12 protein-coding genes are annotated in these 12,304 nt (G+C 44.0%); 2 read left to right on the top strand and 10 right to left on the bottom strand.

The window, feature by feature from the left end; translation table 11 throughout:
* Positions 1-21: 21 nt before the first annotated feature.
* From ACO0KW_RS16525 to ACO0KW_RS16505, 5 genes are all read right to left on the bottom strand, one after another.
* Positions 22-1,272: a hypothetical protein gene (locus tag ACO0KW_RS16525; protein WP_423054417.1), complete on the bottom strand. Its 1,251-nt coding sequence runs from the start codon at positions 1,270-1,272 to the stop codon at positions 22-24.
* A gap of 217 nt (positions 1,273-1,489) precedes the next feature.
* The gene (locus tag ACO0KW_RS16520; protein ID WP_423054416.1) at positions 1,490-1,915 is read right to left on the bottom strand and encodes an ExbD/TolR family protein; all 426 of its coding nucleotides are present in this window, start codon (positions 1,913-1,915) and stop codon (positions 1,490-1,492) included.
* 12 nt (positions 1,916-1,927) lie between these two features.
* Positions 1,928-2,359 carry an ExbD/TolR family protein gene (locus ACO0KW_RS16515; RefSeq protein ID WP_423054415.1) on the bottom strand — a complete coding sequence of 144 codons (432 nt, stop codon included), beginning with the start codon at positions 2,357-2,359 and terminating at the stop codon, positions 1,928-1,930.
* 115 nt (positions 2,360-2,474) lie between these two features.
* Entirely contained in the window at positions 2,475-3,362 is an 888-nt protein-coding gene (locus tag ACO0KW_RS16510) for a MotA/TolQ/ExbB proton channel family protein (RefSeq protein ID WP_423054414.1), read from the bottom strand.
* Between the two features lie 93 nt (positions 3,363-3,455).
* On the bottom strand, positions 3,456-4,124 hold the full coding sequence (locus ACO0KW_RS16505; protein WP_423054413.1) for an energy transducer TonB: 669 nt from the start codon (positions 4,122-4,124) through the stop codon (positions 3,456-3,458).
* A gap of 1,103 nt (positions 4,125-5,227) precedes the next feature.
* Between ACO0KW_RS16505 and fabI the strand changes: the two genes are divergently transcribed.
* Positions 5,228-6,010, top strand: coding sequence for an enoyl-ACP reductase FabI (gene fabI / locus ACO0KW_RS16500; protein ID WP_423054412.1), 783 nt, complete (start codon positions 5,228-5,230; stop codon positions 6,008-6,010).
* A 25-nt stretch (positions 6,011-6,035) separates the two neighbouring features.
* Here the strand turns inward: fabI and ACO0KW_RS16495 are convergent, their stop codons facing one another.
* Genes ACO0KW_RS16495 through modA form a run of 4 tightly spaced genes read right to left on the bottom strand, consistent with a single transcriptional unit; the run spans position 6,036 to position 8,801 of the window.
* The gene (locus ACO0KW_RS16495; RefSeq protein ID WP_423054411.1) at positions 6,036-6,932 is read right to left on the bottom strand and encodes an ATP-binding cassette domain-containing protein; all 897 of its coding nucleotides are present in this window, start codon (positions 6,930-6,932) and stop codon (positions 6,036-6,038) included.
* The gene (gene modB / locus ACO0KW_RS16490) at positions 6,929-7,612 is read right to left on the bottom strand and encodes a molybdate ABC transporter permease subunit (protein WP_423054410.1); all 684 of its coding nucleotides are present in this window, start codon (positions 7,610-7,612) and stop codon (positions 6,929-6,931) included. The genes ACO0KW_RS16495 and modB overlap by 4 nt, the downstream gene beginning before the upstream one ends.
* The gene (locus tag ACO0KW_RS16485) at positions 7,609-8,022 is read right to left on the bottom strand and encodes a TOBE domain-containing protein (RefSeq protein ID WP_423054409.1); all 414 of its coding nucleotides are present in this window, start codon (positions 8,020-8,022) and stop codon (positions 7,609-7,611) included. Before ACO0KW_RS16485 ends, modB begins: the two co-directional genes overlap by 4 nt.
* Positions 8,019-8,801 (bottom strand): molybdate ABC transporter substrate-binding protein, encoded by a 783-nt coding sequence (gene modA / locus ACO0KW_RS16480; protein ID WP_423054408.1) that lies wholly within the window; start codon positions 8,799-8,801, stop codon positions 8,019-8,021. Before modA ends, ACO0KW_RS16485 begins: the two co-directional genes overlap by 4 nt.
* Positions 8,802-9,355: 554 nt before the next feature.
* On the opposite strand from modA, the gene ACO0KW_RS16475 reads away from it, so the two are divergent.
* Complete coding sequence (locus ACO0KW_RS16475) at positions 9,356-10,798, top strand: DEAD/DEAH box helicase (protein WP_423054407.1); 1,443 nt, start codon at positions 9,356-9,358, stop codon at positions 10,796-10,798.
* Positions 10,799-10,962: 164 nt separating this feature from the next.
* Here the strand turns inward: ACO0KW_RS16475 and ACO0KW_RS16470 are convergent, their stop codons facing one another.
* On the bottom strand, positions 10,963-12,174 hold the full coding sequence (locus tag ACO0KW_RS16470) for a cation:proton antiporter (protein WP_423054406.1): 1,212 nt from the start codon (positions 12,172-12,174) through the stop codon (positions 10,963-10,965).
* Positions 12,175-12,304: the final 130 nt, after the last annotated feature.

Raw genomic sequence — 12,304 nt, 5'->3', positions numbered from 1 at the left:
TTTTAATTTAATCAACGAAAATTATTTCGATTGATTTGCGTAAATTGTCCAGAAACGCGCCAATTCCGCAGTACCGTCTTTACCCTGAACTGCTTTCAATGCTTTTAAGCCAGCTGCTTTCTTACCAGCCAACAGGTAAGCCATACCCAGATGCAAATTAGCATCGTCTGGGTGTTTCAAGCTATCTTTCTTAATACCTTGTTCCATCAAGCTGATACCTTTGTCGAACTCACCACTGGTCGCCAAAGAGAAACCAAGATTCACCAAACCAGTACCATCTGCCGCTTTTTGCGCCTCTACTTCTGCAGCAGCAAAGCCAGCTTTCGCGTCGGCAGCGCGCTTAGTTGCCAAGTCTTTCAAACGACCATGACGAGCCGCTTCAGTACCCGTACCTAATGCGCCGGATTTATAACCTTGATCGATAATTTTCAAGGCTTCACCAGAGTTTCCATCCTGGATAGCCATTTGCGCCATTTCCATGAAATCGCCGGTTTTAGAAATTTGACCGACTGCCAATTTCAAACGATACAAGTCCATCGATAAACGTGAGGAGAAATCTTGCTTGCGCTCAACGCTATTGAGTAAGTTTACCCAATATTCTTTTTTTCCATAGTGCATAACCAGCTTTTCCAAAGTGGCCAGATAGGCCGCCTTATCACCGCTTTTTTGCACAGCGTACGCATAGGTTTCCAAAGTCGATTGACTTGGAACGCGACCTGCTTTTTCGGCGGCCTGAATTTCAGCACGGGTTTCTTTCAGTGCACCGGCACTGTCGCCGCTCATTGATTTTGCTTGGATCATGTACTGACGGGAAGAGCTATCAGTACCACCTTCACTAAAATAGCGCTCATACATCTTGGCTGCTTTAGCGTAATTATTCGCTTTAAAATAAGCATTTGCCAAGACCTGAATTAACTGCAATTGATCTTTACTTGGCAATTTATTGGCAGCAACAATCAATTCACCAGAACGAATCACAGAATCATTATCGCCTGCCGCAGAAGCCACAGAAAGACGCATACGTTCTATCGTGAAAGTCTCGTTCATGCTCTTATTGCCAACACGATCTGTTTCCTGCAACTTAGTCAATGCTTCACGATATTTTTTTGCTTTATATAACTCGCCAGCTTGTTGAACCACCTTGCCAATTTCCGCACGCATCGCTTCTTGCGCGATTGCGGTATTACCAGCAATACCGGTTAATTCAGGAATAGTCGCGCAGCCCATAGCGGCGATCAGAATAGCTAGTTGTGATAAGCGTAGGTGCTTCATATTTGATCTCTCAATCAATAAAAATCAATAAAATTAATAAACTTTGAGCCTAACAAACTAAGGAAAACAGAGTCGTCTGTGGCTGTTATCATAGCCTGACCAAGCAGAACTCACAATACAAAAAAAGGCAGGGATATCCCTGCCCTCTTTCATTTAACAATTGTTTGAACTCATTTAAATTACGTAAATCAATTCAAACCAAATGTTGAGAACTGCATTACTTCAAGAACTGTTCGTTACCGACCATACCCAACTTCGTGATACCACGACTTTGTGCGGATGCCATAACCGCAGCAACAGCTTTGTACGCTACCAGACGATTTGGTTGCAAATGAATCTCAGGTTGCGGAGTCATTGCAGCAGCAGCAGTCAACTTATCTTCCAATTGTGTGCGGCTAACAACTTCACCATTCCAAGTCATGGTGCCGTCAAAATCCACATCAATCTTCACAACTACTGGCTCTTCAGTCTTAGGAGTGCTAGGACCCGTCGGCATATTCAAATTTACTGCGTGATTTGCGATAGGAAGTGTCGTAATAAACATAATGATCAAAACCAACATTACGTCGATCATTGGTGTCATATTCATTTCCATCATTGGTTCTGGATCACCACCAGAACCGGAGCTCATATTCATGCCCATGCGATTCTCCTCTTAGCCTTTTGGTGGTGGTTCAAGTACGAAACCAACTTTTGCAATGCCTGCACGTTGCACTGTCAAAATCGTTTTACCGATTGACTCGTAACGCGCGTTTTGATCGCCACGAATATGCACTTCAGGTTGCGGAACCTTTACGGCTTCTTTCGCCATCAATTCAAACAAAGCGTCATCAGAAGCAACTGGAGTACGCAAACCACCCCAGTAAATATCGCCATCTTTGCTGACAGTGATAATTACGTTTTTTGCATCAGGATGATAATCTTCGTTCTTCTCAGCTGGAAGCTGAACTTTTGTCAAGTCTAAAACTACTGGTGATGTGATGATAAAGATAATCAACAAAACCAACATAATATCCACAAGTGGCGTGGTATTAATGGTGCTGTTGACTTGGTCTTCACCACTGTCACCGCCGATTTGCATTCCCATAATATCTTCTCTTTAGTGAATTCATTTCGCTGTACTACAAGTAGATTCGTAATTGAGCCTACTTGTAGCGAAAGAATTTATCGTAATAAAAACAACTTGCTTCTTATTACTCAGATTACTTATTTGAGTTAGCTTTGCTCATTGCGCCAGACAAAACTACAGAGTGCAAATCAGCGCCGAATGCATTGATGTCTTCCATTGCAGACTTGTTACGACGCAGCAAGTAGTTGTAGCCCAAAACTGCTGGAACCGCAACGCCCAAACCAATCGCCGTCATGATCAAAGCAGAACCAACTGGACCCGCAACTTTATCAATTGAAGAGTTACCAGTAGAACCGATCGCTACCAGAGCGTGGTAAATACCCATAACTGTACCGAACAAACCGATAAATGGTGCTGTAGAACCTACAGTCGCCAAGAATGTCAGGCCTTCGCCCAAACGGCTTTGCACTTTATCAACAGAACGTTGGATAGACATTGTTACCCAAGAGTTCAAATCGATTTGTTCTAACAAAGCACCTTCGTGGTGTTCGCTAGCGCTGATACCAGAGTCAGCGATGAAACGATATGGGCTGCCTTCTTTCAAAGTAGACAGGCCAGCAGCAACGTTTGCTGCTTTCCAGAATTTACGAGCTTCTTTAGCTTGACCACTCAACTTAGCCAAATCAACAATCTTAGTGATCAAAATGTACCAGCTGAACATAGACATGATCAACATGATTGCCAAAGTTGCCTGATCAACCAATGTACCGTGTTTGATCAAGTGAGCCAAGCTGTATTGATCAACAACTTCTGGTTGTGCTTCAGCAGCCGGTACTGATGCATCAGCAGCAGGCGCTGGTGCAGCTGCTTCAGCAGATGCTGGTGCGGCAGCTGCCGCTTCAGTTGCTGCAGAAGCAGACGCGGAAGCTTCTTGAGCGAATACAGGTGCGGTTGCCATTGTTGCTGTCAATGCAAACAAAATTGCCGCCAGGAATGTGCTTACTTTAGCGCGGGTTTTCATGTAGATACTTCCTTTAAAAAAAAATTTAATACTTACGTTGGTTGTGAGTAAAACGATACTTTTTTATGACTCTTGTTACATGTTGGCTCTGTTTTAATCAAGCTTCCAAACGTATTCAACTTGAGTCGTGGTAGCCTGCGGCTTGCCGTCCACTGTTCCAGGTTTGTTTTTGCACGACCCGGACAACAACTGGGCACGCACTGCATTATCTAGACCCCTGAATCCACTAGATTTTGCGATTACTACATCAGTGACTGCTCCATCCGCACCAATAGTAACTGTCAATCGTGTCACACCAGTTTCTTCGTTACGCAATGATGCACGAGGATACTCTGGCGTACAACCCGCCTGTTGAAAGTCAACACGACCAGGTACAACAACCGGCCCTGCAGCTGCTTTCGGTGCTTCAGTTACAGGTGCCACTGTCTTTGTCATCACATTGCTATCTGGCTTAACATTTGAAACCGTTGAAATAGCATTCGGTGACGGAGTCTGCTGCGCAACCTGAACCTCTGGTGGAGGAATAAACGGTGGCGGCGGCGTCATCAATTTAGGTGGCGGCGGTGGCGGCGTATCTGGTGGCGGTGGTGGTGGCGGTGGAGTTTCCTTCACCACGGCTTCCATCGGCTTCTGAATAAACTTAGCGAGCTTGCTACCTAAGCCGTTCATTAATGCCCAGCCTAAAATAATGTGAAAAACAATTACCAAACCTAAACCAAAAAATTTCTTTCCGGGTTCCTGTTGGCGTCCTGAAAAATCCATACCTACTCCTCCAATACCACAACAATTTCAATTAGGTTCAAACGCGCGAAACTTTAGCCTTAAATAAATCCGAAAAATATGCTTGAAAACAAATTATCCAGACCCACTTAAACAACAAGCAATCGCTCGTCAATAAACTACTATCGACTCACCGTTTGCGCCCCCATACTCACGCTGAACTGTCAGAACCGTGGTTTCAACATACTCATGTGGGTACTACTATTTACTTACAAATCGTTTAGTCACCTTCAGACGACTGCATAGCCTACCTTTACTACAATCGTCAAATTCAAACATATCTTGAAGATATATCGAAAATTGAAGCGGCTGCTTTGCTGAAGCAATTTAAACCATTCCTTAAAATCACTTCCAACAAAGCAATGTTTTTTTAAAATCTTTGCGAAAAACAGCGTCTATTTTGACACAAGTAAAGCAATGAATGGAAGTTGCTTCTATGCTGCTTTGCAACATTAAATTACCACGAAGACATTCCCTTCATCTTTACATGATCTATTTAATCACAAGTAAAAACAAAATCATTTAAAAAAATTAAATTTTTTCATCACGAAATTTGCAAATCGTTCCAAATTTCAATTCCAATATATTTAACTTCTTTTCTTGAGGCAACGATTCTAATGGGAAATACTTGGAAAGTGTCAAGTTATCCGAGAAAGTAGCGACAAAGATCAGCAAATTAAAGCAGTTCTGCAACAAAAACGTGATTTCCATGCCCAAAAATCAATCACTTTTCATTAAAACATGGCAATCTAATCATTTTATTTAGAGCAAGAATAACTAAGCCGAATTACCTCCGCCTTAGTTATTATTTGCCCTATCCGTTCCGAGCAACTACAATTCCGACCTGTCAGTAAATTCTGCGTCTTGATAAATTTGAATCATTCGCTTGAATTACATAAGTATTGCGCAATTTTGAAGTATTCAAAATCGATGGAATGCTATGTCATTTTAAGATTGCTATTCACTTTAATCAGCGCAGTAACATTCGTCTAAAAAACCTTAGCGTAATCGTGATATGGCGGGATCCTCGCCTTTTTGTGCAGACAAAGGAAAATCATTGATATGCGCTAACACCTGGAGTTGATATGGCATTTTTGCAAGGCAAGAAAATTCTCATTACTGGTTTATTGTCAAACCGTTCTATCGCCTATGGCATCGCACAAGCATGCCATCGCGAAGGCGCTGAACTAGCATTCACCTACGTTGGAGAGCGCTTCAAAGATCGCATTACCGAGTTCGCAAAAGAATTCAATAGCGAACTGGTGTTTGATTGCGACGTCAGCAGCGACGAACAGATTGATGCTGTATTTGCTGACTTGGCAAAATCATGGGAAAAACTAGATGGCGTTGTACATGCAATTGGTTTTGCCCCACGCGAAGCAATTGCAGGCGACTTTTTAGATGGTTTTTCACGTGAAGCATTCCGTATAGCTCACGATATTTCTGCATATAGCTTTCCAGCGTTGGCGAAAGCTGCATTGCCTATGATGAATGAAAATTCATCTTTGCTCACACTGTCCTATTTGGGTGCCATCCGCGCAATTCCTTACTACAATACTATGGGGCTAGCGAAAGCTTCATTGGAAGCAAGCGTGCGTTACCTAGCTGAAAATTTGGGTAAAAAAGGTATTCGTGTCAATGGTATTTCTGCTGGCCCGATCAAAACACTGGCGGCGAGTGGCATTAAAGATTTCGGTACTTTGCTGGGCTTCGTTGCCGAACATGCACCGCTGCGCCGCAATGTCACCATTGAAGAAGTTGGCAATACTGCAGCATTCTTATTGTCGCCTTTAGCCAGTGGTATTACTGGTGAAATCACATATGTTGACGGCGGTTTCTCTCATGTCATGGGCTTGACGCCTGACTAAGCACTCGAATGAGTGAAGGACTAACCTAATTAATTGGATTTAGTCGCGTAATTTGCGGGCTGAAAGCTTTGGTCGAGATCGCAATCTTGTCACCAACTTTCAGCCTTTTTACATCTTCATGTGAAGCAATTATTTCGATAATTTCTTGCCCCACCAACAGCGAGAGAATATACACAATCTCTTCTGAGCGAATTGCCAAAACCTGCGCCTGCAAATGCAATTTTCCTTGCGTGGTTTGCTGCAAAAATACCTGCTGAGGACTGCCACTACGCACAACAGCACCAGCATCAAGCTGTATGACTTTTTGTGTAAGCTTGAAGACTTCAGCCAAATCGTGACTTACCAACATCATCGTAAAACCGAACTCTCTATGCATCATCAATAAATGATCTTGCATCTGCATGCGTACATGTTGATCTAATGCGGATAAGGGCTCATCCAGCAACAGCAATTTTGGCTTACGCGCGAGTGCTCTGGCTAGGGCGACTCTTTGCTTCTGACCACCGGACAATTGTTGAATTGCCTGAAATCGTAGATTTTGTAAATCACTCATTTCCAACAAATGTTCAATCCAGGCGTTTTCGTTCTTATCTACTGCAAACGCGACATTGTCTCGCACATTCAAATGCGGAAATAAAGCATAATTTTGAAAGACCATGCCGATAGCGCGGGCGCGTGTTGGCAGATTTATGCCAAGCAGAGAATCGAACCAAACTTGATCATCAAATACGATACGCCCATGATCGGGCGATGCCAGACCTGCCAACATCCGCAACACGCTAGTTTTGCCTACGCCAGAAGGTCCGAAGAAGGCTATCGAGTCGCCTGCCTCAGATTGAAATGCCAGATCCAACTCAAAATTTCCTTGGGTTCCACTCAGCTTTTTTTGAACCTGCACATCGAAGGATGCCACGTTCTTCATGAATTTTTCTCCGGAAATTGTCGCTTACTTAAATACACCGCGATCAAGATGAGAAAACTTAACAGAACTAGTACCAGTGAATAAAAATGTGCGTTTGCATAATGCAGACTTTCGACCTCATCATAAATCGCTATCGATGCAACTTTAGTGACACCGGGGATATTCCCACCTATCATCAACACGACACCAAATTCGCCCAAGGTATGGGCAAAACTCAGAACCAATCCACTTAATATGGAAGACTTCATATTTGGCAAAAGAACCCTGCGCAAAGTCTGCATTCTTGTCTGCCCCAAGGTGTAAGCCGCCTCGCGTAATTCTAGTGGTAAACTTTGTAATCCAGCTTGGAGTGCCTGGACCATAAATGGCAGACTAAAAATAATAGAGCCGAACAAAATACCGAGGAAACTAAAACTGAGGCGCAGATCGAAATGTGCAAGCAGCCATGCTCCGAAACCAGATTGCGGATTGAAAGCTATTAATAAATAGAAACCCAACACTGAAGGTGGCAGCACCAAAGGCATACTGATCAATGCCTCCCACATTGGTTTGATACGGCTCGTCGAAAATGCTAAGTAGTAGGCGATCGGCAATCCGATAACGAACAAAATCGTGGTCGTCATTGAGGCCAGTTTAAAACTGAGCCAGAGCGGCTGCAAGTCATATTCAACGAGATTCATAGGACTCCTGATCGAATCAAGTTCATTTCGTTGGACTTCACCAGTCCTTCAATTTCATCGCCCAAACGTAGTTCCAATTTAAGCGCAGATCGACGTGTAATAACGGCACTAAGTAGGTAAGTGTGGTCAACTATAAATACAACGCGCGCCAACACTTTACCAATTTCCAAGCCAACGACTTTTCCTGGCAAACGATTACGCAAGCTGATCTGACCCGACAAGCTTTTTGCGATAGCAACTTCCATTTCATTGAAAACCAAATCAACTTCTTGATTCATTTCCCACGCCAAAAAATCCTCAGCTGTACCCATCAAAGTTGCACTCAATCGAAGTTCGCCGACAGCAACTTCAATCAGTGCAATGCTACCTTCAGTTTCTACGCTAATAATTTTTCCAGGTAATTTATTCACGGTACGGCATATCCATTTTTTTGCAAAATAGCTTTGGCTTTCGCGCTCGATAAGAAGTCATAGAATTGCTGGCTCGCTTGCGGCGCGTTTTCAAGTCCGTGCTTAAGAACAATGACGCCTTGTGCGATCGGTGTATAGCTATCGACGGGCAATTCTATCCACAGTCCCCTGCCTTGCATCTCAGCGGATACAACCACCGATTTTGCGGTAAACCCTAGGTCAACCACGCCTGAGTGAACATATTGATTCACTTGTGAAATACTTTCTGCATAGACCAATCGCGACTCTATGGCCGCATCTAATTTATAAAACTTGAGTGCACGAATTGTTTCCTTGCCATAGGGCGCAGTCTTTGGATTCGCGACTGCAATTTTCTGGATTTTTTCACTTCGCAACAAGCGTTGCCATGACTGCAAATCCAAGTTCTTGGTCGTCCACAACACCAAAGAGCCATAGGCATAAATTTTAGGTACGCTCGCACTGAAGCCTTGTTGATGAAGATGATTAGGAAAATCCATATCTGCCGACATAAACACATCAAACGGTGCGCCGTTGGCAATTTGACTCACAAATTTACCCGACGAATTAAATACCCCTTTTAAGTCATGGCCGGTTTGTTTCTTAAATTCTTCTTTCAGGTCATTAAATGCAAACTGTACATTCGCTGCCACTGCAACACTCAGCGTATCGGCTCGGCTGCTGTGCGTGGCCAAGCAACCGATAAGTACGATTGCAAACCATGTATAAAACTGATCAAAGCGAATTCTAAGCGTTGTCATATCTCTCAAAACACCATCGAAATTGATAAAAAAAGTAAATTTCGCTTATTTTCGCTCATTTCTTTCCCTATCAAGCAGGCTAAAAATAAATTAACAAATCAAATTGGGTTTTCCTTGCGTAAATTTAAACCCAAAGAGTTTTTAGATGCGTGAAGCCGAAATATGCTGTATAGTCTCGTTTTTGCACTGCAATATAAATCTTGCTTTGCAAGTTTAAGTAGTAGGTAGCACCGTAGCCCTTGCGTATCGTGAGTTATTGATACAGCAATGTAAAGCCCTCCCGCCCTGTATGTCTGGTTACACACATAGACATCGTCCCGGCGCAAAGCTTTTGTGCCGAAATTTCATCGTATACCTCATTCGTACCATCTTGGTACTGGTTTTCTTTGTTCATTTCGTTTGGTTGACGCTGCTTTTTAGCGCGCTAGGTTTTAGCTTAGCGCTAATTTATTCAGAGCGTATTCAAAACGCGATCATCTGCTGCATAGCCGAAAGCTGTGCAATGCAATGGGCGTTTCAATAAGCTATTTGAATTACAACGAAAGATAGATTAAATGACTTTTGAATCACTAGGCCTCCACACGTCCATTCTGCGCGCTATTGCTGATACTGGCTATACAACACCAACAGCAGTTCAGGAACAAGCAGTTCCTGCCGCTATCGCAGGTCGTGACTTACTGGTGTCATCACAAACAGGCTCAGGAAAAACTGCCGCCTTTATGTTACCTGCATTGCACAAGTTTGCTGCAGCAGCAGAAGTAATGGATGTTAACGCCTCCGCTAAAACACCGAATCAAGAACGTCAGGCAGCTCGTGCCCGTGGCGATCGTCCACGTTTTCAAGCAGCAAAGCCAAAAATGTTGGTATTGACACCAACACGCGAATTGGCTTTGCAAGTAACAACTGCAACTGATAAATATAGCGCCTACTCACGTCGCGTCAAAGCAGTCTCCATTTTGGGTGGTATGCCTTACCCAAAACAAATGCAACTCTTGTCCCGCAATCCAGAAATCTTGGTGGCGACACCAGGTCGTTTGATCGATCATATGGAATCTGGAAAGATTGATTTTTCAGAATTAGAAATTTTGGTATTAGACGAAGCAGATCGCATGTTGGATATGGGCTTTATCGACGATATCGAAAAAATCGTTGCAGCGACACCAGAAACACGTCAAACCATGTTGTTCTCCGCCACCTTGGATGGTGTCGTTGGTAGCATGGCCCGTCGCATCACAAAAGACCCAATGGTTATTCAAATCGCTGGCTCTGCAACTAAACACGAAAACATTCAACAAAAAGTACATTTCGTTGATGACTTATCCCACAAGAACCGTTTACTCGATCATCTGTTGCGTGATGAATCTTTGGATCAAGCCGTAGTATTTACAGCGACTAAACGTGATGCAGATACGATTGCGGATCGTTTAAATATCGCTGGTTTCGCTGCGGCAGCTTTGCATGGCGACATGCATCAAGGTGCACGTAACCGTACTTTAGATTCCCTGCGTCGCGGTCAAGTGCGCGTTTTAGTAGCAACTGATGTCGCTGCACGCGGTATCGACGTTCCTGGCATTACGCACGTATTCAACTACGATTTGCCGAAGTTCCCAGAAGATTACGTACATCGTATCGGCCGTACTGGTCGTGCTGGTCGTAAAGGCTTAGCAGTATCCTTGGTGAATCATGCAGAAAGCATGAACGTAAAGCGCATCGAACGCTTTACTAAACAATTGATCCCTGTCGATGTCATCGAAGGTTTTGAACCTAAGAAAACCGCTATGGCAGCACGTGCACCAGCACGTAAAGCAAGTGGCTGGAAACCAGGTGACAAGCGCACGACAGGCAATAGTTTCGGCAATAGCAGCAAGCCAGCTCAACGTAGTTTCAGCAAGCCAAACGCTGCTCCACGCAGTGAAGGTGGCGGTTTCGGCGGCGGTGCTGCAAAATCACGTTTTGGTGACGCGAATGGCAATCGTCGTAGTTTCGGCGATCGTTAATTTCAATGCTATAGCTGATTAGAATTAAAAAAGCGACCTGTTTAGGTCGCTTTTTTTATGGCTATCCTCTTATTCGACAATCGGCGCGATGATCAAGCCGTGCCACCAACACCATCATCATGGCGCCAGATTAAGTGGGGGGGAACCACTTCCCTTTTTTTGGTCTATTTGGATCGGAAAATGATCTCTTTCATGCGCTGCAATTTCGGCGCAACAATAGGTACCGTCAACATCGTGCTCGCAATCGCCATGAGCAATAGCGCGGTAAAAGTTTCACTGGTAATGATTCTTTTATCGAGCAAAATATTCACGAAGATGATCATAATTAAGGCCTTAGTTTGCAACAGCCAGCCAATAATGCTCGCCTCGCCTTTTTCCCACTTCAAAATTTTTCCTGCGAGTTGCACGCCAATTATTTTACCGCTGACCGATGCCACCAAGAGCACTGCTGCGACAATAAAAACGACAGATCCTCCCATCGCCCAGTTGGTGCGCAAACCGGTACTTAAAAAGAACACCGGCATAATCGCCAACAACACATGATGGCGCATCAAATCCATTTTCTCTTGATTAAACCAATGCGCATCCATCACTGCACCTGCCAAGAAGGCACCTACCATAAAATGCAAACCGGCCCAATCAGCGCCAAAGCTACAAGCAGCTAACCAAATCAAACCAACGTACCAGCGATCGCGTTCTTGCAGCCAGACCATAATGCGTCGATAAAAGATCGTCACCACCGCAAACACCAGCAAAAATCCAATTTGACGTGTGACCCTGTCCCAATCCAACATGATCAAAGCCAAAACGCCCCAAATTGCAATATCGTCTACGCTGGCGTAACGTAAGATGCGTTGTCCGATAGGCTGACGCAAAATTTCTAATTTCTCCATCAACAGAATTAGAATCGGCAAAGCGGTAACGGCGCACGCCATCCCCACGCCCAGAACAAATTGCCAACTCTGCGCGCCCGCCCCTATCCACCCAGCAAAACCCAACATTCCAAGCGCTACCGCTGAACCAAAAATCAGCGGCATTGCCAAAGCCAAGCCAGCAGTAACACCACTTTCGAAGCGGTGCTCCCATGCCTTAGCCAGATCCAGCTCGATACCGGCGATCATCACAAAAATCATCACTGCCCACCACGCAATACCATTTAAAGATTGAATGACAGCGGGGTTAAAAACGAATTGATAGTATTCTGGAAAAGCAGCACCTAAGACGCCAGGCCCCAACAAAATACCAGTAATAATTTGAACGACAACTAGTGGCGCATAATAATCGGTTTTGCAAACTCGCCATATCAGATAAGGTATGGTGAAAATTAGCAGCATTGCCAATAAAAAGATCTCAGTAGTCGTCATAGTTTGATGCATAAGTGGCTCTCCCATCTTCTTAAATTGTTATTCACTGCTCTTGCTTGGCTTTTGCCTATGCTTCGCTAATTTTTAGCGAGCTATGGTCTTCCCCAAAATACAATTGGAAACGATTCCACATTAAATCAGC

Origin of the sequence: Undibacterium sp. Ji22W, from assembly GCF_049340305.1 — a bacterium.
Classification (GTDB): domain Bacteria; phylum Pseudomonadota; class Gammaproteobacteria; order Burkholderiales; family Burkholderiaceae_D; genus Undibacterium.
This window is presented reverse-complemented; position numbering and strand designations above follow the sequence as displayed.

Coding starts and splice junctions, on each gene's coding strand:
- modA (WP_423054408.1), bottom strand. CDS start 8,801: ATGACAACGCTTAGAATTCGCTTTGATCAGTTTTATACATGGTTTGCA.
- ACO0KW_RS16470 (WP_423054406.1), bottom strand. CDS start 12,174: ATGCATCAAACTATGACGACTACTGAGATCTTTTTATTGGCAATGCTG.
- ACO0KW_RS16515 (WP_423054415.1), bottom strand. CDS start 2,359: ATGGGAATGCAAATCGGCGGTGACAGTGGTGAAGACCAAGTCAACAGC.
- modB (WP_423054410.1), bottom strand. CDS start 7,612: ATGAATCTCGTTGAATATGACTTGCAGCCGCTCTGGCTCAGTTTTAAA.
- ACO0KW_RS16520 (WP_423054416.1), bottom strand. CDS start 1,915: ATGGGCATGAATATGAGCTCCGGTTCTGGTGGTGATCCAGAACCAATG.
- ACO0KW_RS16505 (WP_423054413.1), bottom strand. CDS start 4,124: ATGGATTTTTCAGGACGCCAACAGGAACCCGGAAAGAAATTTTTTGGT.
- ACO0KW_RS16525 (WP_423054417.1), bottom strand. CDS start 1,272: ATGAAGCACCTACGCTTATCACAACTAGCTATTCTGATCGCCGCTATG.
- ACO0KW_RS16495 (WP_423054411.1), bottom strand. CDS start 6,932: ATGAAGAACGTGGCATCCTTCGATGTGCAGGTTCAAAAAAAGCTGAGT.
- ACO0KW_RS16475 (WP_423054407.1), top strand. CDS start 9,356: ATGACTTTTGAATCACTAGGCCTCCACACGTCCATTCTGCGCGCTATT.
- fabI (WP_423054412.1), top strand. CDS start 5,228: ATGGCATTTTTGCAAGGCAAGAAAATTCTCATTACTGGTTTATTGTCA.
- ACO0KW_RS16510 (WP_423054414.1), bottom strand. CDS start 3,362: ATGAAAACCCGCGCTAAAGTAAGCACATTCCTGGCGGCAATTTTGTTT.